15 protein-coding genes are annotated in these 17,864 nt (G+C 69.4%); 9 read left to right on the top strand and 6 right to left on the bottom strand.

The annotated features are described in order from the left end of the window. Positions 1 to 6: 6 nt before the first annotated feature. The 3 genes from ACWGIH_RS06660 to ACWGIH_RS06650 all read left to right on the top strand — a co-directional run bounded on the left by ACWGIH_RS06660 (position 7) and on the right by ACWGIH_RS06650 (position 5,480). The gene (locus tag ACWGIH_RS06660; RefSeq protein ID WP_453444230.1) at positions 7 to 1,092 is read left to right on the top strand and encodes a HAMP domain-containing sensor histidine kinase; all 1,086 of its coding nucleotides are present in this window, start codon (positions 7 to 9) and stop codon (positions 1,090 to 1,092) included. Between the two features lie 259 nt (positions 1,093 to 1,351). Next, positions 1,352 to 5,161: a multifunctional oxoglutarate decarboxylase/oxoglutarate dehydrogenase thiamine pyrophosphate-binding subunit/dihydrolipoyllysine-residue succinyltransferase subunit gene (locus ACWGIH_RS06655; RefSeq protein WP_453444228.1), complete on the top strand. Its 3,810-nt coding sequence runs from the start codon at positions 1,352 to 1,354 to the stop codon at positions 5,159 to 5,161. A gap of 136 nt (positions 5,162 to 5,297) precedes the next feature. After that, a complete protein-coding gene (locus tag ACWGIH_RS06650; protein WP_003961784.1) occupies positions 5,298 to 5,480 on the top strand; it encodes a DUF6104 family protein in 183 nt (60 codons plus the stop codon). A gap of 19 nt (positions 5,481 to 5,499) precedes the next feature. Here ACWGIH_RS06650 and ACWGIH_RS06645 read toward each other — a convergent pair whose 3' ends face one another. Beyond that, positions 5,500 to 6,339 carry a hypothetical protein gene (locus ACWGIH_RS06645; RefSeq protein WP_453444226.1) on the bottom strand — a complete coding sequence of 280 codons (840 nt, stop codon included), beginning with the start codon at positions 6,337 to 6,339 and terminating at the stop codon, positions 5,500 to 5,502. A 169-nt stretch (positions 6,340 to 6,508) separates the two neighbouring features. Here ACWGIH_RS06645 and ACWGIH_RS06640 point away from each other — a divergent pair, with 169 nt between their 5' ends. Continuing rightward, positions 6,509 to 7,447, top strand: a complete 939-nt coding sequence (locus ACWGIH_RS06640) for a DUF4097 family beta strand repeat-containing protein (RefSeq protein ID WP_453444224.1) — start codon at positions 6,509 to 6,511, stop codon at positions 7,445 to 7,447. Position 7,448: 1 nt separating this feature from the next. Next, a complete protein-coding gene (locus ACWGIH_RS06635) occupies positions 7,449 to 8,549 on the top strand; it encodes a helix-turn-helix transcriptional regulator (RefSeq protein ID WP_453444222.1) in 1,101 nt (366 codons plus the stop codon). Between the two features lie 32 nt (positions 8,550 to 8,581). Here the strand turns inward: ACWGIH_RS06635 and ACWGIH_RS06630 are convergent, their stop codons facing one another. From ACWGIH_RS06630 to ACWGIH_RS06615, 4 genes are all read right to left on the bottom strand, one after another. Beyond that, positions 8,582 to 9,199: a Clp protease N-terminal domain-containing protein gene (locus ACWGIH_RS06630; RefSeq protein WP_453444220.1), complete on the bottom strand. Its 618-nt coding sequence runs from the start codon at positions 9,197 to 9,199 to the stop codon at positions 8,582 to 8,584. After that, positions 9,199 to 9,408 (bottom strand): helix-turn-helix domain-containing protein, encoded by a 210-nt coding sequence (locus ACWGIH_RS06625; protein ID WP_361833496.1) that lies wholly within the window; start codon positions 9,406 to 9,408, stop codon positions 9,199 to 9,201. The genes ACWGIH_RS06630 and ACWGIH_RS06625 overlap by 1 nt, the downstream gene beginning before the upstream one ends. Before the next feature lie 93 nt (positions 9,409 to 9,501). Then, positions 9,502 to 10,467, bottom strand: coding sequence for a zinc-binding dehydrogenase (locus ACWGIH_RS06620; RefSeq protein ID WP_453444219.1), 966 nt, complete (start codon positions 10,465 to 10,467; stop codon positions 9,502 to 9,504). A gap of 181 nt (positions 10,468 to 10,648) precedes the next feature. Further along, positions 10,649 to 11,863, bottom strand: coding sequence for an NAD(P)-dependent malic enzyme (locus tag ACWGIH_RS06615; RefSeq protein WP_453444217.1), 1,215 nt, complete (start codon positions 11,861 to 11,863; stop codon positions 10,649 to 10,651). Positions 11,864 to 12,509: 646 nt separating this feature from the next. On the opposite strand from ACWGIH_RS06615, the gene ACWGIH_RS06610 reads away from it, so the two are divergent. From ACWGIH_RS06610 to ACWGIH_RS06595, 4 genes are all read left to right on the top strand, one after another. Further along, the gene (locus tag ACWGIH_RS06610; protein WP_453444215.1) at positions 12,510 to 14,006 is read left to right on the top strand and encodes an IS200/IS605 family accessory protein TnpB-related protein; all 1,497 of its coding nucleotides are present in this window, start codon (positions 12,510 to 12,512) and stop codon (positions 14,004 to 14,006) included. Positions 14,007 to 14,283: 277 nt separating this feature from the next. Further along, complete coding sequence (locus ACWGIH_RS06605) at positions 14,284 to 15,246, top strand: ABC transporter substrate-binding protein (RefSeq protein ID WP_453444213.1); 963 nt, start codon at positions 14,284 to 14,286, stop codon at positions 15,244 to 15,246. A gap of 35 nt (positions 15,247 to 15,281) precedes the next feature. Continuing rightward, positions 15,282 to 16,220, top strand: a complete 939-nt coding sequence (locus tag ACWGIH_RS06600; protein ID WP_453444212.1) for an amino acid ABC transporter permease — start codon at positions 15,282 to 15,284, stop codon at positions 16,218 to 16,220. Next, a complete protein-coding gene (locus tag ACWGIH_RS06595; RefSeq protein ID WP_453444210.1) occupies positions 16,217 to 16,978 on the top strand; it encodes an amino acid ABC transporter ATP-binding protein in 762 nt (253 codons plus the stop codon). The genes ACWGIH_RS06600 and ACWGIH_RS06595 overlap by 4 nt, the downstream gene beginning before the upstream one ends. Positions 16,979 to 17,041: 63 nt before the next feature. Here ACWGIH_RS06595 and ACWGIH_RS06590 read toward each other — a convergent pair whose 3' ends face one another. Beyond that, positions 17,042 to 17,803, bottom strand: coding sequence for a class I SAM-dependent methyltransferase (locus ACWGIH_RS06590; protein ID WP_453444209.1), 762 nt, complete (start codon positions 17,801 to 17,803; stop codon positions 17,042 to 17,044). Between the last annotated feature and the right edge of the window lie 61 nt (positions 17,804 to 17,864).

Genomic DNA, 17,864 nt, shown 5'->3' with positions numbered 1-17,864 from the left:
CGTCCGATGACAGGTCCCTTCGGCGGGCTGCGGCCGTTCTCCATCAAGACCAAGCTCGGCACCCTGGTGGTCGTCTCGGTCTTCATCACCACGGGTCTGCTGATGGTGGCGATGAAGACGGAGACGGAGCTGCGCTTCATCACCGTCTTCTCCGTGATCGCCACGCTGCTGATCACGCAGTTCGTGGCGCACAGCCTCACCGCCCCGCTCGACGAGATGAACTCCGTGGCGCGCGCCGTCTCGCACGGCGACTACACGCGCCGGGTGCGCGGCGCGGACCGCCGTGACGAGCTGGGCGACGTGGCCACCACGATCAACCGCATGGCGGACGACCTGGAGGCCCAGGACCAGCAGCGCAAGGAGCTGGTCGCCAACGTCTCGCACGAACTGCGCACCCCCATCGCGGGCCTGCGCGCGGTCCTGGAGAACGTCGTCGACGGAGTCTCCGCCGCCGACCCGGAGACCATGCGTACGGCCCTGAAGCAGACGGAGCGGCTGGGGCGGCTCGTGGAGACCCTGCTCGACCTCTCCCGCCTCGACAACGGCGTCGTACCGCTGAAGGCCCGCCGCTTCGAGGTGTGGCCCTATCTGTCGGGCGTCCTGAAGGAGGCCAACATGGTGGCCTCCGCGCGCGCGGGCATCGCGTCGGGCTCCGGCAGCCACACGCGCACGGACGTCCATCTGCATCTGGACGTCACGCCGCCCGAGCTGACCGCCCACGCGGACGCCGAGCGCCTGCACCAGGTCGTGGCCAACCTCATCGACAACGCGGTCAAGCACAGCCCGCCGCACGGCCGCGTCACCGTACGCGCCCGGCGCGGTCTCTACCCCGAGTCCCTGGACCTGGAGGTCCTCGACGAGGGCCCCGGCATCCCCAAGTCGGAGTGGCACCGGGTCTTCGAGCGCTTCAACCGCGGCAGCCACGCCAACACGCCTCCGTCGGGCCCCGGCAGCGACGGCGGCACCGGGCTCGGGCTCGCCATCGCGCGCTGGGCGGTCGATCTGCACGGCGGTCACATCGGTGTGGCCGAATCCCCTCGTGGCTGCCGGATCCAGGTCACCCTTCCGGGCCTGTCCGAACTGAGAAGTTGACGTAGGGTTCGAAACGGAAGCGATTCGCGGGCGCATCGGAAGCGCGCCCGGGTGAAGCCACCGCGCCGGCCACGGCCCGCGCGGCCGTCCTGCGTTCCGGAACCCCGCTTGTTTCCCGCCATTTATGCCGCCGAAACCATCCGTCCAATGTGACTTACGCGACGGATGACCGGCCCGGCCTGCACCTGGCGGCGATGGAGGCGTAGCCTTGATTCCCGCTGTCCATCACCTTGTGAAGCGGAAGAGGGCGGTTACCGCCGTGTCGTCACAGTCCCCCAGTAGCTCGAGCATCTCGACCGACCAAGACGGGCAAGGCAAGAGCCCTGCTGCGGCCTTCGGTCCCAATGAGTGGCTCGTCGACGAGATCTATCAGCAGTACCTCCAGGACCCGAATTCGGTCGACCGAGCCTGGTGGGACTTCTTCGCCGACTACAAGCCGGGAGCGGGAGCGTCACCTGCCGCCGCCCCGGCCAAGCCGGCGGGTGACGCAGCCGCGGGGGCTGCGGACACCACGTCCCCCGCGACTCCCGCCGCACCCGCAGCCGCTCCGGCCGCGCCCGCGGCCCCCGCAGCGCCTGCCGCGCCCGCAGCTCCGGCTGCGAAGCCCGCGGCCGCCGCTCCGGCCCCCGCCGCGAAGCCCGCGGCCGCGAAGCCCGCCGCCAAGGCGGAGCCCGCGGCCCCTGCTGAAACGGCCCCGGCAGGACCCGAGTACGTGACGCTGCGCGGCCCCGCCGCCGCGGTCGCGAAGAACATGAACGCCTCCGTGGAGGTCCCGACGGCGACGTCGGTCCGCGCGGTCCCGGTGAAGCTGCTCTTCGACAACCGCATCGTCATCAACAACCACCTCAAGCGCGCCCGCGGCGGGAAGATCTCCTTCACGCACCTCATCGGGTACGCGATGGTGCAGGCCATCAAGGCCATGCCGTCGATGAACTACTCCTTCGTGCAGAAGGACGGCAAGCCGACGCTGGTCAAGCCGGAGCACGTGAACTTCGGCCTCGCCATCGACCTCGTGAAGCCCAACGGCGACCGCCAGCTGGTCGTCGCGGGCATCAAGAAGGCCGAGACGCTGAACTTCTTCGAGTTCTGGCAGGCCTACGAGGACATCGTCCGCCGCGCACGCGACGGCAAGCTCGGCATGGACGACTTCACCGGCGTCACGGTCTCGCTGACCAACCCCGGCGGCCTCGGCACCGTCCACTCGGTCCCCCGCCTGATGCCCGGACAGTCGGTCATCATGGGCGTCGGCTCGATGGACTACCCCGCGGAGTTCCAGGGCACGTCCCAGGACACTCTGAACAAGCTCGGCATCTCGAAGGTCATGACGCTCACGTCGACCTACGACCACCGGGTGATCCAGGGCGCCGCCTCCGGCGAGTTCCTGCGGATCGTCGCGAACCTGCTGCTCGGCGAGAACGACTTCTACGACGAGATCTTCAAGGCGCTGCGGATCCCGTACGAGCCGGTCCGCTGGCTCAAGGACATCGACGCCTCGCACGACGACGACGTCACGAAGGCCGCCCGCGTCTTCGAGCTGATCCACTCCTACCGCGTCCGCGGCCACGTCATGGCCGACACGGACCCGCTGGAGTACAAGCAGCGCAAGCACCCCGACCTGGACATCACCGAGCACGGCCTCACCCTGTGGGACCTGGAGCGGGAGTTCGCGGTCGGCGGCTTCGCCGGCAAGTCGATGATGAAGCTGCGCGACGTCCTCGGCGTCCTGCGCGACTCGTACTGCCGCACCACCGGCATCGAGTTCATGCACATCCAGGACCCGAAGCAGCGCAAGTGGCTCCAGGACCGCATCGAGCGCACCCACGCCACGAAGCCCGAGCGCGAGGAGCAGCTGCGCATCCTGCGCCGGCTGAACGCCGCCGAGGCCTTCGAGACGTTCCTGCAGACGAAGTACGTCGGCCAGAAGCGCTTCTCCCTGGAGGGCGGCGAGTCCGTCATCCCGCTGCTCGACGCCGTCATCGACAGCGCCGCCGAGTCGCGTCTGGACGAGGTCGTCATCGGCATGGCCCACCGCGGCCGCCTGAACGTCCTCGCGAACATCGTGGGCAAGTCGTACGCCCAGATCTTCCGCGAGTTCGAGGGCAACATGGACCCCAAGTCCATGCACGGCTCCGGCGACGTGAAGTACCACCTGGGCGCCGAGGGCACCTTCACCGGCCTGGACGGCGAGCAGATCAAGGTCTCGCTCGCGGCGAACCCGTCCCACCTGGAGACGGTCGACCCGATCATCGAGGGCATCGTCCGCGCCAAGCAGGACATCATCAACAAGGGCGGCACGGACTTCACGGTCCTGCCGGTCGCCCTGCACGGTGACGCGGCCTTCGCGGGCCAGGGTGTGGTCGCCGAGACGCTGAACATGTCGCAGCTGCGGGGTTACCGCACCGGCGGCACCGTCCACATCGTCATCAACAACCAGGTCGGCTTCACCGCCGCCCCGGAGTCGTCGCGCTCCTCCATGTACGCCACGGACGTGGCCCGCATGATCGAGGCGCCGATCTTCCACGTGAACGGCGACGACCCCGAGGCCGTCGTCCGCATCGCGCGGCTCGCGTTCGAGTTCCGTCAGGCGTTCAACAAGGACGTCGTGATCGACCTCATCTGCTACCGCCGCCGCGGTCACAACGAGTCGGACAACCCGGCGTTCACGCAGCCGCTGATGTACGACCTGATCGACAAGAAGCGCTCGGTGCGCAAGCTCTACACCGAGTCCCTCATCGGTCGCGGCGACATCACCCTGGAAGAGGCCGAGCAGGCCCTGCAGGACTTCCAGGGGCAGCTGGAGAAGGTCTTCACGGAGGTCCGCGAGGCCATCTCGCAGCCCGCCGAGGCCGAGGTCCCGGCCCCCGAGGCCGAGTTCCCGGTGAACGTCGACACGTCGATCTCCCAGGAGGTCGTCAAGCGGATCGCCGAGTCCCAGGTCAACATCCCCGACCGGGTCACCGTCCACCCGCGTCTGCTGCCGCAGCTGCAGCGCCGCATGTCGATGGTCGAGGAAGGCACGATCGACTGGGGCATGGGCGAGACCCTCGCCATCGGTTCGCTGCTCCTCGAGGGCACGCCGGTCCGTCTGTCGGGCCAGGACTCGCGCCGTGGCACGTTCGGTCAGCGCCACGCGGTCCTCATCGACCGTGAGACGGGCGAGGACTTCACGCCGCTCCTGTACCTCTCGGACGACCAGGCCCGCTACAACGTCTACGACTCGCTGCTCTCCGAGTACGCGGTGATGGGCTTCGAGTACGGCTACTCGCTGGCCCGCCCCGAGTCCCTCGTCATGTGGGAAGCGCAGTTCGGTGACTTCGTCAACGGCGCGCAGACCGTGGTGGACGAGTACATCTCGGCCGCCGAGCAGAAGTGGAACCAGCACTCCGGCGTCACGCTGCTGCTTCCGCACGGCTACGAGGGCCAGGGACCGGACCACTCGTCCGCCCGCATCGAGCGCTTCCTCCAGCTGTGCGCGCAGAACAACATGACGGTCGCGATGCCGACCCTTCCGTCGAACTACTTCCACCTCCTGCGGTGGCAGGTGCACAACCCGCACCACAAGCCGCTGGTGGTCTTCACCCCGAAGTCGATGCTGCGCCTCAAGGCGGCGGCCTCGAAGACGGAGGAGTTCACGACGGGTGGCTTCCGCCCGGTCATCGGCGACGACTCGGTCGAGGCGTCGGCGGTCCGCAAGGTCGTCTTCTGCTCCGGCAAGCTGTACTACGACCTCGAGGCCGAGCGGAAGAAGCGCGAGGTCACGGACACCGCGATCATCCGCATCGAGCGCCTGTACCCGCTGCCGGGTGCCGAGCTCCAGGCCGAGATCGCGAAGTACCCGAACGCCGAGAAGTACCTGTGGGCGCAGGAGGAGCCGGCGAACCAGGGCGCGTGGCCCTTCATCGCCCTCAACCTCATCGACCACCTGGACCTGGCGGTCGGCGCGGACATCCCGCACGGCGAGCGCCTGCGCCGCATCTCGCGGCCGCACGGCTCGTCCCCGGCGGTCGGCTCGAAGAAGCGCCACGAGCAGGAGCAGGAACAGCTCCTGAGCGAGGTCTTCGAGGCGTAGGCCCCGAGCGGTTCGTGCGCAGGTGGGCCCGGCCCCGAGTGCTTGTCACCCGGGGCCGGGCCCACCGGCGTATCGGCTTATCCTGAATGTCCTGAGCACATCGCTCGTCAGTCGTTCTTGAATCGCGGAGCCTGTCTTGTACTTCACCGACCGTGGCATCGAGGAGCTGGAGAAGCGGCGCGGCGAGGAGGAAGTCACCTTCGAGTGGCTCGCCGAACAGCTCCGCACCTTCGTGGACCTCAACCCGGACTTCGAGGTGCCGGTGGAGCGCCTGGCGACGTGGCTGGCCCGCCTGGACGACGAGGACGAGGACGAGTAGGACGCGTCACCCGCCGGTCTCAGCCCCGCGCCGACCCGGCGTCAGCCGCCCGCACCCTGTCGTAGGCCAGCCCCAGGGAGCCGTGGATCAGCAGGAGTGCGCCGGCCACGGCCCATCCCCCGCTGCGGCGCCGTACCGCCCACGCGGCCAGCGGCAGTCCTGCGGCCATCTGCGCCACCGCCAGGGCGCGCGCCCGCGGTCCCCGCAGCCAGGGGCCGAAGGGGCCCCGCTCCACCACGTCCAGCTCCGCCCGCACCGCGTCCCGCCACCCGGACCACTCGACCTCCCGCACTCCCGGCGCCATGCCTGCCACCGCGCGCAGCCGGTCCGCGGGTTCACCGGGGCCGAGGCCGGCCGGGAGGGCCACCTCTGCCCGCGCGAGGACGGCGAGCAGCGCGAGGAGCCGCGCGCGGGCGTCGGCCTCCGTGTCGGGGCGTCCCAGGGCCTCGAGGGCCTGCATGTCCAGGACGGGGTCGAGGCCCAGCCGGGCGGCGAAGGTCCGTAGCGCCTCGTCCTCACCCACGGGCGTCCCGTTCGCCAGCCATACGTACTCGACGGTGCGCCGGAAGCCCGCGGCGAGGGTGCAGCCCGAGCGGTCGGAGTCCCACCACAGCGCGAGTACGGGCCAGGCCGATCCGACGGCGAGCGCGGTGGCCCAGCCCGTGAGCACCCGGTCCACCGGTTCGTCACCGTGCACCCAGGGTTTGCCCTCGGGCACGAGCACGCTCCACCCGTGCCCCCCCGGGGCGAGCAGCATCTGTTCGCGCAACAGGCGGGCGGCGGGCTCGACCACGTCGGGTTCGGCCCGGCAGAGCAGCAGCGCACCGGCGGCGGCGTGCTCGAAAGCTTCGGACGACATGGCCCCACGCTAGGTCAAACCGGCATATTTGGCGCAGAGAAGAGAGAGTGTCTTGACTTTCCGCAACCGCGATATATCGTGTGTTGCAGAGACGCGATATGGCGCGTTGCCGTACGGGCTTCGGCCCTCCCGTCCACAGCAGCCCGGTCCGCCCGAGGAGGTCAGCCCGATGTCAGAGTGGTCCGTCGCCGAGCCCCAGAAGCTCACGTTCGACGCCCCCGTGAAGACCCTCCACGTGCGCGTGGTCAACGGAACGGTGAACGTCGTGGGCACCGACGAAGTTTCCGCCCGCCTCGAGGTGTCCGAGATCGAAGGGCCGCCCCTGGCCGTCACGCAGACCGACGGCGTACTGACCGTCGCCTATGACGACCTGCCCTGGAAGGGCTTCCTCAAGTGGCTCGACCGCAAGGGCTGGCGCCGCAGCGCGGTGGTCTCCCTGGCCGTCCCCGCGGGCACCCGCGTCGAGGTGGGCGTGGTCGGGGCGGGCGCCGTGGTCTCGGGGATCGAGGGGAGCACGGAGGTCAAGGGGGTCACCGGAGACACGACCTTCGTCGGCCTCGCGGGCCGGATCCGCGCCGACACGGTCTCGGGCAGCGTGGAGGCACAGGGCATCACCGGCGACCTGCGCTTCAACTCGGTCTCCGGCGATCTGACGGTCTTCGAGGGAGCGGGCTCATCCGTCCGGGCCGACTCGGTGAGCGGCTCGATGATCGTGGACCTCGACCCGGCGGGCGTGCCGGCCGACATCAGCCTGACGAACGTCTCGGGCGAGATAGCGATCCGGTTGCCCCATCCGACGGACACGGACGTCGAGGCGAACACCGCGAGCGGCGCGGTGTCCAACGCGTTCGAGGATCTGCGGGTCAGCGGCCAGTGGGGGGCCAAGAAGATCACCGGCCGCCTGGGATCGGGCAGCGGAAAGCTCAAGGCGACGACGGTGTCGGGGTCCATCGCGCTGCTGCGCAGGCCGCCGACAGAGGAAGATCCTTCCGACGAGGTCCCGCCGGCCGCCTCCCCGACAGACCCGCCGGACCCCTCGGACCCGACGGACCCGACGGGCACTCCCCCGTCCGACGACGCCGCCCCGACAGACAAGAAGGTGCTCTGAGATGGCCCCCGTGTTCGCCCATGGCCGACTGCGCCTGTATCTGCTGAAGCTCCTCGACGAGGCGCCGCGCCACGGCTATGAGGTGATCCGCCTCTTGGAGGAGCGCTTCCAGGGGCTGTACGCACCTTCGGCAGGCACGGTCTACCCGCGCCTGGCGAAGCTGGAGGCCGAGGGCCTGGTCACGCACACCACAGAAGGCGGCCGGAAGGTGTACGCCATCACGGACGCGGGCCGCGCCGAACTGGCCGACCGCAGCGGCGAGCTGGCCGACCTGGAGCTGGAGATCCGCGACTCCGTCGCCGAGCTCGCCGCGGAGATCCGGGACGGCGTGCGGGGCGCGGCCGGTGAGCTCCGCCGGGAGATGCGGGAGGCGGCCAAGGAGGCACGCGCTTCCGGCGGCAAGGCCGAGGGCAGGAGCGGCGCGGGTTCCGGCACCGGCTCCGGCAGGCCGTTCCCCGACCCCGCGGACTTCTTCGACGGAGCCTGGGGTGACAAGGAGGGCTGGCGTCAGGCCAAGGAGGAGTTCAAGCGCGCCAAGACGGAGTGGAAGGAGCAGGCCCGGCGGGCGAAGGACGAGACCCGCAAGGCACGCGAGGACGCCCAGCGCGCCCGCCGCCAGGCCCAGGACGCGCAGGAAACGGCGCGCGCCCAGGTCCAGGAGGAGGTGCAGCGCATCGCCCGGCGCGTCCAGGACCAGGTGCAGGACCACTTCACGCGGGGTGACTGGCCGACCGGGGTCCGCGAGGGCCTGACGGAACTGGCCAAGGAGTTCGGCGACTTCGGAAAGGACCTGGGCAAGGACTTCGGCAAGGACTTCGGCGACTTCGGCCGCAAGGGGCCGCGAACCACCGCCGAGGAGCCCAAGTTCACCTCCGCCCCCGAGGACGGGGTCCCCACGGAGTACGTCCCGGAGTGGGCCCAGGAGGACACCACGGGCGATCCGGCACGGGACTTGGACCGCCTCCTGGACCGCTTCCGTGACGACATCCGCGACGCCGCCCGGGACCACGGCGTGACGGAGGACCAACTGCGCGATGCCCGCGGCCACTTGTCGTCGGCCGCGGCCCACATCGCCGCGACACTGCGCACGCCGAAGGGCTGACCTGGGGACGCGACGCCGAGGCCGCCGGCTGCCTACTCGGGGCCGGGGCCAGTGCCGGGGCCAGTACGGGGGCCAGTGCCGGGGCCGGGGCCCGCCGCCCCGCCGTACAGCACCCGATCCACCGACTCGTGGGTCACGCCATGGTCCGCGAGCACCTCGCTGACGATTCCGGGGCGGACGGTCAGGGCGAACAGGATGTGCTCGTCGCCGATCTGCCGGTCCTTGCGGGCGGTGGCCATCCGCAGGGACTTCACCAGGGTGTCCTTGGCCTCGCGGGTGAACGGCCGGTGCCCGCCCCAGCCCCGGCCGGGGCGCCCGGCCTTGCGCCCGCCCGCCAACGCACCCGCGCCATGGGCCTCTTCGACCCGGGAGACGATCTCGGACACGTCGATGCCGAGTCCGGCCAGCGCCTCCGTGTCGGCCTGCGAGAGGCCCCCGCGGCGCCGTGCCTCGCCCAGTGCGCCCTCGATCGAGTCGCGGCGGCGCGTGGCCCCGAGCGAGGCCAGGGCGAAGGACGCCCGGCTCGCCTCGCGGTCGAGCAGCGCGAGGAGCATGTGCCCGTCGTCGACGGAGGCCGCACCTTCCCCCTCGGCATGCTCGACCGCGCCCTTGACCACAGCGCGGGCGTCCTTCGTGAACCGCTCGAACATCACTGCCTCCCGTACTTCTTGTGCACGGCCTGCCTGCTCACTCCGAGCTCCGCGGCGATCCCCTGCCACGACCAGCCCTGCCGGCGCGCACTGCGCACCTGCACGGCCTCCAACTGCTCCACCAGCCTCCGCAGCGCGGAAACGGCCCGCAGTCCGACTCGTGGGTCACGGTCACCCGCACGCTCGGCGAGATCCGTAGCTTCGGTCATGCATGTCAACTTACGTTGACAAGAAGCGGCTGTCAATCAAAGTTGACATCCGTGATGGGGGCGCGGTTCCTCCGGGACTCCGACTCCCCGGCCTCAGCCGACTTCCAGCACGATCTTCCCGAACAGATCGCCGGACTGCAGGCGCTCGAAGCCCTCGCGGGCCCGGTCGAGCGGCAGCACCTCGTCGATGACGGGACGTACGCCCGTGGCCGCGCAGAAGGACAGCAGGTCCTCCAGTTCGTCCTTGGACCCCATCGTCGAGCCGACGATCTTCAGCTCCAGGAAGAAGACCCGGGTCAGCTCCGCGTGCGAGGGCCGGTCACCGCTGGTCGCCCCGGAGATCACCAGGGTTCCGCCCGGCTTGAGGGACTTGACGGAGTGCGACCACGTCGCCGCCCCCACCGTCTCGATGACGGCGTCCACCCGCTGCGGCAGCCGTGCGCCGGACTCGACGGCCTCCACCGCGCCCAGCTCCAGGGCCCGCTTCCGCTTGGCCTCGTCGCGGCTCGTGGCGAAGACCCGCAGCCCCGCGGCCTTGCCGAGCACGATCGCGGCGGTCGCGACACCGCCACCGGCACCCTGGACGAGGACCGAATCCCCGGGGCGCACCCCGGCGTTGGTGAAGAGCATCCGGTACGCGGTGAGCCACGCGGTCGGCAGGCAGGCCGCCTCGGCGAAGGACAGCTCCTTCGGCTTCGGCAGCAGGTTCCACGTAGGTACGGACACCTGCTCGGCGAACGTCCCCTGGTACTTCTCGGTCAGGATGGAGCGGCCCTCCGCGGGGCCGACCCCGTACCCGGTCTGGCCGATGACGGAGTGCAGGACGACCTCGTTGCCGTGCTCGTCGATGCCCGCGGCGTCGCAGCCGAGGATCATCGGCAGCCTGGCCTCGGGAAGACCGACTCCGCGCAGGGACCACAGGTCGTGGTGGTTGAGAGAGGCGGCCCGGACGTTCACGGTCGACCAGCCCGGCCTGGCGTCAGGGGCGGGACGCTCCCCCAACTCAAGGCCACTGAGCGGCTGGTCACGGTCGATGCGGGCGGCGTAGGCGGCGAACATGAGGCGACGATAGGCCGCGGGCCCGCCTGGACGTAACCACGCACGACTGTGACGCGCGCCGCGCTCCCACCCCGCCCTACGCACCGGCCCTACGCACCCGCACCGAACGCGCCGCGCCCCCGCCCGGACGCAACACGTGCGTACGAGACGGGGGCACGGGTCACGCCGTGCGGCGCACCGCTCAGCGGCGGGCGACACCCTCCGCGCGGGCGGCCGCCGCGACAGCAGCGGTGACCGCCGGGGCGACCCGCTCGTCGAACGGCGAGGGAATCACGTAGTCGGCGGACAGCTCGTCGCCCACCACACCGGCCAGCGCCTCAGCCGCGGCGATCTTCATCGTCTCGGTGATACGCGAGGCCCGCACCTGCAGCGCGCCCGCGAAGATGCCGGGGAACGCGAGCACGTTGTTGATCTGGTTCGGGTAGTCCGAGCGCCCGGTCGCGACGACGGCCGCGTACTTGTGGGCGATGTCGGGGTGCACCTCGGGGTTCGGGTTGGCCATGGCGAACACGAACGAGTTCGGCGCCATGGAGGCGACCGCGGGCTCGGGGACGGTGCCGCCCGAGACGCCGATGAACACGTCCGCACCCGCGAGGGCGCTCTCCAGCGAACCGCTGAGGCCTGCCTTGTTGGTGATCTCCGCGAGCTCACGCTTGACCGGCGTGAGGTCGTCCCGGTCCCGGCTCACGACGCCCTTGCGGTCCGCGACCGCCACATCGCCGAGGCCCGCCTCAAGGAGGAACTTGGCGATGGCGACACCGGCCGCGCCGGCGCCGGAGATCACGGCACGCAGCTCGCCGAGCGTGCGCCCGGTCAGCCGTGCCGCGTTCCGCAGCGCGGCGAGCGTGACGACCGCCGTGCCGTGCTGGTCGTCGTGGAAGACCGGAATGTCGAGCCGCTCCTGGAGCTTGCGCTCGATCTCGAAGCAGCGCGGCGCCGAGATGTCCTCGAGGTTCACGCCACCGAACGACGGCGCCATGCGCACGACGGTCTCGACGATCTCGTCCGCGTCCGTCGTCGCGAGCGCGATCGGAACCGCGTCCACGCCGCCGAACTGCTTGAAAAGAATGGCCTTGCCCTCCATCACGGGGAGGGAGGCCTCGGGGCCGATGTCACCGAGGCCGAGCACGGCCGTGCCGTCGGTGACCACGGCCACGACGTTCGACTTCCATGTGTAGTCGTTCACCAGCTCCGGCTGCTCGGCGATCGCGGTGCACACTTTCGCGACGCCGGGCGTGTACGCCAGGGACAGGTCGTCCTTGTCCCGCACGGGCACGGTGGCCTGGACGGCCATCTTGCCGCCACGGTGCAGCGCGAACGCCGGATCGAAGGGCTCTTCCGCGCCTTCGTGACCCGTATTGCTGTCGCTGCGAGGATTGACGATCTCCGCTGCCACTTGTCTTACCCCTTAAGTCTTAAATCATCAGTTGAGGGTGTCCACTCCTGGTTGAGAAGTGGGCGGGCACCGCGTCTGTTCCCCGCCTGTCGGCGGAGGGAGGTACAGACACGCGAACGCGCCGCACACGCGCTCTGGGCCCCGGATGAGGGGTGTAGCCAACCTTTCTACCTGAAGGCAGCAGGCGCGGGCGAGTGACATTGGTTTCAGTGACTCCGCAGGTAGCACCTGAAGCCGGAACAGATGTTCTTGATCCGGACGGGTGACCTTCCTCGGTCGGCTTCGTTGAGCTGTTCGACGTGGGAAGAAGCGGCCGGACGAAGGACTGGACATGGCGGGCACGAGAGCGGGCGTGGCGACCGGGCCGAGAGGGCGGAAGCCGTTGCGCCCGCTGGCCTCTCCGGTAGCGGTGCCCGTTCCGACGGGGTGCTCGATCCAAACCCGGCTCCATGTCTCCGCCGAGGAGTCGGGGCTCCTGTGGGAGCTCGGGTGCTTCTTGGGTTCACTGGCCTGCAGGGATCTGGCGGCCAGATGCCGTGACGGGCGGGACGAGCAGTTTGCTGATCGTTCACGCCGGTGGGCGGAGCGCAAGCGGTCCCTCACGGAGGTCACGTCGTCTCGATGGGCCGGGTCGATCACCGGTTGGGTGAACGGGCAGTACGCAGCCCGGCGCGAGGCCCAGGCCGGGGAGGTCGCCGAGCTCCGGCGGGCCATCGGTCTGATCGAGCAGCGGCTTGCGCTCCCGCTCAGGAGCAGGGGATCCAAGGGACGCTCCGGCGGGTACCGGTCCAAGTCGGAGCGCAGGGGCAAGCAGATCCGGCTGGCTCACCTCACGGCCCGCCTGTGCCGAGTCGAGGCAGATCGTGCGGCCGGCGCGGTGCGCATGGTGCGTGGTGGACGGCGCCGGGCGAATGCCCGACACCACCTGCCCGATGGCAGTGGAGCCCTCACGGCCTGGCGTACGGAGTGGGAAGCGTCGCGCTTGTTTCTGCAGGCGGACGGTGAGGCGGGCAAGCCCGGCGGGAACGAAACGATCCGAATCGACGGTGGGGGCCGGGTCTCGATCCGTTTGCCCAAGGCACTGGAGCACTACGCGAACGCACCGTACGGCCGCTATGTCCTCGATGCCCCGGTACGGTTCGCCTGGCGCAGCGGTGAGTGGGCCGAGCGGCAAGCGGCGCGCGCCACGCTGGCCTATCGAATCACCTTCGATCCCACGCGGGACGGCCGGTGGTACCTGACATGCTCCTGGACGGCAGCGCAGACGGCCGCTCCCGGACCTCGGAGCCCCCAGCCGAACGGCGACGAAGCCGCTTTGAAGGCCGCCTTGGCTCATGGTGCTGCCGGGATCGACTTGAACGCCGACCACCTGGCTGTGTGGCGGCTCGACGAGCACGGCAATCCGGTGGGCCGCCCCAAGGACTTTCCCTTCGACTTGTCGGGAGCCGGCTCGCACCGCGATGCCCAGATCCGTCAGACGATCACCAGGCTGCTCCAGTGGTGCGGGAAGCACGACGTGAGGGCTCTGGTCATCGAGGACCTCGATTTCACCGACTCCAAGTCCCGCGACAGGCATGGCCACAAGAAGTTCCGGAATCTGATCTCCGCCTTCCCCACCGCGATCTTCAAGCGGCGGCTGCGGGGCATGGCGACGCGAGCCGGGATGGTTTTGGTGGCGGTCGACCCTGCGTACTCGTCGGTCTGGGGCGATCAGCACTGGCGGACACCGACATCTACGTCGACCCATGAGACCACCCGTCACCAGGCCGCCGGCTTGGTGATCGGACGGCGCGCCTTCGGATACAGCGCGCGACGACGCAGGCCTGTCCTGGCCCCCGCGAGTGCCAGGACAGGAGCGGCCCACTGTCACCGGAGTGATGGCAGCGGACACCGCGACCGTGCGGCGAGCAGGTATCCGGTGGAGCGAGGAGACCCCGCACCCGTCCCCGTCCCTGGTGGGCCGGGCAGACCGGGGCCGAGCCCTGGTCCGGGGACCGCGCACGCGATGCGCAGGCCCCAACGGGAGGATCCAAGATCGAGAAATGGGGGAACCAGCCTGCCCGCAACCGTTCAGGGCAGGCCGCTGACCAGCACTCAGGGGTCCCGGAGTCCGCTGGCCGCTCAGCGATCAAGAACGGTGTAACGCACCTTTCAGGCGTCCGACCCGTCACCGGTCCACATCGCGAGATTCACCCGGGATTCACCGAAAATCTCAGATGGCGGTACTTCGTTCCGGGCCGGTACGGCCCTGTTGTCCCGGCCTGTCTGGGTTGCCAGGTCACCCGTTATCCGATTTTGACATCTCTGGCACCCAGAATCGGACGGTCCGAATGGCAAGATGCGGTCATCACACGAGGTCGCGACACCCGAAGGTGTGTGCACGACCGCTCGGCAACTCCCTCATCCGCCGGAGGACCCTCATGACCGCACGCTCCATTTGTCGTACCACCGCCGGTAAGTCCGCGAAGTCCCGGATGGCCACGGTCGGCGCGATCGCGGTCGCCGGCGCGCTGCTGCTGACCGGCTGCGGTGACCAGACCAAGAGCAAGGACGGGGGCGGCGAGAAGGTGAGCAACGCGCCGCTCGCCGACAAGCTCCCCAAGGACATCCGTGACGCGGGTGTCATCAAGGTCGGTTCGGACATCGCGTACCCGCCCGTCGAGTTCAAGGACAAGTCGGGCAAGACCGTCGGCATCGACCCCGACCTCGGCGACGCCCTCGGCAAGCAGCTCGGCGTGGAGTTCCAGTTCGACAACGGCACCTTCGACACCCTGCTCGGCGGTCTGCGCTCCAAGCGCTACGACCTCGCGATGTCGGCCATGACCGACACCAAGAACCGCCAGGAGGGCGTCGACGAGGAGACCGGCAAGAAGATCGGCGACGGCGTCGACTTCGTCGACTACTTCACGGCCGGCGTCTCGATCTACACCAAGAAGGGCGACGACCAGGGCATCAAGACCTGGAGCGACCTCTGCGGCAAGAAGATCGTCGTCCAGCGCGGCACCGTCTCGCACGACCTGGCCAAGGCCGAGTCGAAGAAGTGCAAGAGCGGCAAGAAGATCACCATCGAGTCCTTCGACAACGACCAGCAGGCCCAGACCCGGCTGCGCTCCGGCGGCGCGGACGCGGGCTCGTCCGACTTCCCGGTCGCCGCGTACGCGGTGAAGACCTCGGGCGGCGGCAAGGACTTCGAGCTGGTCGGCGAGCAGGTCGAGGCCGCTCCGTACGGCATCGCGATCTCCAAGAAGAACCCCGAGCTGCGGGACGCGGTCAAGGCCGCGCTCGACGCGATCATCAAGAACGGCGAGTACGACAAGATCATCGCGAAGTGGGGCGTCGAGGACGGCGCGGTCAAGGAAGCCCGGATCAACGGCGGCAAGTGACCGCGCAACCGTCTCGCCGCTGAAAGGCCACTCCCGTGACAACCGACATCTCCAAGAAGGGGCCGGAGGACACACCCCCGTCCTCCCGCCCTGAGGCCATCAAGGCCATCCCGGTCCGGCACTACGGCCGGTACGTCTCCGCGGTCATCGCCATCGGTGCGCTCGCCTCGATCATCTACGCGTTCGCGCAGGGCGACATCAACTGGAACGCGATCCCCGAGAACTTCTTCGACGAGCGCATCCTCAAGGGCGTCCGGGAGACCCTGCTCCTGACCTTCCTCTCGATGCTCATCGGCGTGGTCGGCGGCGTCCTCCTCTCGGTGATGCGCCTGTCGAAGAACCCGGTGACCTCGTCGATCGCCTGGTTCTACATCTGGTTCTTCCGGGGTACGCCGGTCCTGGTCCAGCTCTTCATCTGGTTCAACCTCGGCTTCGTCTTCGAGTACGTGAATCTCGGCCCGTTCTACAAGGACGAGTGGTCGGACTTCATGACGCCGTTCCTGACGGCGCTGCTCGGCCTGGGTCTCAACGAAGCCGCGTACATGGCGGAGATCTGCCGCGCCGGTCTGCTCTCGGTCGACGAGGGCCAGACGGAGGCGTCCCACGCGCTCGGCATGAGCCACGGCAAGACGCTGCGCCGGGTCGTGCTTCCGCAGGCGATGCGCGTGATCGTGCCGCCGACGGGCAACGAAGTCATCAACATGCTCAAGACGACGTCCCTGGTGGCGGCGGTCCAGTACTTCGAACTGCTGCGGTACGCCCAGGACATCGGCACCTCGTCCGGTGCCACGGTCGAGACCCTGCTCCTTGCCGCGGCCTGGTACCTGATCATGACGTCGATCCTCAGCGTCGGTCAGTTCTACCTGGAGCGTTACTACGCACGCGGTTCGTCGCGCGCGCTGCCGAGCACGCCGTGGCAGAAGATCAAGGCCAACATGCTGTCCCTCAACAGCCCGCGGGGAGGCACCGCATGACCGCCATGGTGAAGTCCGAAGGCGTCCACAAGTCCTTCGGCAACGTCGAGGTCCTCAAGGGCATCGACCTGGAGGTCAAGTCGGGTGAGGTCTTCTGCCTCATCGGCCCGTCCGGCTCCGGCAAGTCGACGTTCCTGCGCTGCATCAACCACCTGGAGAAGATCAACGCCGGCCGGCTGTACGTCGACGGCGAACTGGTCGGCTACCGGCAGAAGGGGGACAAGCTGTACGAGCTCAAGGACAGCGAAGTCGCCCTCAAGCGCCGGGACATCGGCATGGTCTTCCAGCGCTTCAACCTCTTCCCGCACATGACGGCCCTCGAGAACGTCATGGAGGCGCCGGTCCAGGTCAAGGGTGAGACGAAGTCGGCGGCCAGGGAGCGTGCCGGGCAGCTTCTGGAGCGGGTCGGCCTCGCCGACAAGGCGAAGAACTACCCCTCGCAGCTCTCGGGCGGCCAGCAGCAGCGTGTGGCCATCGCCCGCGCGCTCGCGATGGAGCCGAAGCTGATGCTCTTCGACGAGCCGACGTCGGCGCTCGACCCGGAGCTCGTCGGTGACGTGCTCGACGTCATGCGCGACCTCGCGGAGTCCGGCATGACGATGGTCGTCGTCACGCACGAGATGGGCTTCGCGCGCGAGGTCGGCGACAGCCTCGTCTTCATGGACGAGGGCGTCGTGGTCGAGTCGGGCATCCCGCGTGACGTCCTGACGAACCCGCAGCACGAGCGGACGCAGTCCTTCCTGTCGAAGGTCCTGTAACGCGCCACGCACGCGGAAGGGGCGGTACGGATGCACGATCCGTACCGCCCCTTCGTGTTCCCGCTACTTGAGGCCGAGCACCATCGCGTCCGACGGCGATGACCACACCGTCCGCGCCTCGCCGAAGCCCGCGTCGCGCAGGGTCCGCGCGTGCCACTCGGGCGAGGGGGTGTCGCCGTCCGCGTGCTCGCCGTAGATCTCGAAGCGCTTGGCGGTGGGCCCGGCGAGCACCGGGTCCTTGGCGGCGAGGTCCCACCAGTCGCGCCAGTCCAGGGCGCCCTCGGCCTTGGCCCGGTCCATGCGGGCGTGCCGCTGGGCCCGGTCGGCGTCGTTCAGGCGGGGCGTCGCGGGGTCGGGCATGTGGTCGGCGTTCAGGAAGACGCCGCCGTCCCTGACGAGTCCGGCGAGTTGGCCGTAGAGGACGGTGAGGGGCTCGCTGTGCAGCCAGTGCAGAGCGGTGGCGGTGAGGACGGCGTCGTACGAGTCGTACGGGAGCTGCGCGGTCCAGTCCGGGTCCTTGAGGTCGGCGGTCACGAACGTGACGCGGTCGTCCCCGGCGAAGGTGCCCTCGGCGATGGCGAGGAGCGCGGGGTCGAGGTCGACGCCCGTGCTGACGGCCTTTGGGAACCTCTTGAGCAGCCGGTCCGTAATACTCCCCGTACCGCACGCGAGGTCGAGGACGCGCGGTTCGGTGCCGACCACTGCCTCGACCATGTCCAGCATGACCCTGAACCGCTCCTCGCGGTCGGGCAGGTACCACTCCTGCTGCCGGTCCCAGCTGTCCTGCCAGGCACGCCAGTCGGCCTTGGACACCGTTTCCGTCATGAGAAGCCCTCCCGTACGTAATACGCTCTCGTAATACCCTAGAAGCGCGCGCAACTGTTAC

It is taken from the genome of Streptomyces sp. NPDC054872 (genome assembly GCF_053610705.1).
The sequence above is the reverse complement of the archived record's forward strand: the minus strand, read 5'-3'. Positions and strand labels throughout refer to the sequence as shown.

Bases quoted from the DNA above. Each gene is read 5' to 3' on its own strand.
- ACWGIH_RS06660 (WP_453444230.1), top strand. From the start codon at position 7: ATGACAGGTCCCTTCGGCGGGCTGCGGCCGTTCTCCATCAAGACCAAG.
- ACWGIH_RS06645 (WP_453444226.1), bottom strand. From the start codon at position 6,339: ATGTCGTCCGAAGCTTTCGAGCACGCCGCCGCCGGTGCGCTGCTGCTC.
- ACWGIH_RS06640 (WP_453444224.1), top strand. From the start codon at position 6,509: ATGTCAGAGTGGTCCGTCGCCGAGCCCCAGAAGCTCACGTTCGACGCC.
- ACWGIH_RS06635 (WP_453444222.1), top strand. From the start codon at position 7,449: ATGGCCCCCGTGTTCGCCCATGGCCGACTGCGCCTGTATCTGCTGAAG.
- ACWGIH_RS06630 (WP_453444220.1), bottom strand. From the start codon at position 9,199: ATGTTCGAGCGGTTCACGAAGGACGCCCGCGCTGTGGTCAAGGGCGCG.
- ACWGIH_RS06625 (WP_361833496.1), bottom strand. From the start codon at position 9,408: ATGACCGAAGCTACGGATCTCGCCGAGCGTGCGGGTGACCGTGACCCA.
- ACWGIH_RS06620 (WP_453444219.1), bottom strand. From the start codon at position 10,467: ATGTTCGCCGCCTACGCCGCCCGCATCGACCGTGACCAGCCGCTCAGT.
- ACWGIH_RS06605 (WP_453444213.1), top strand. From the start codon at position 14,284: ATGACCGCACGCTCCATTTGTCGTACCACCGCCGGTAAGTCCGCGAAG.
- ACWGIH_RS06595 (WP_453444210.1), top strand. From the start codon at position 16,217: ATGACCGCCATGGTGAAGTCCGAAGGCGTCCACAAGTCCTTCGGCAAC.
- ACWGIH_RS06590 (WP_453444209.1), bottom strand. From the start codon at position 17,803: ATGACGGAAACGGTGTCCAAGGCCGACTGGCGTGCCTGGCAGGACAGC.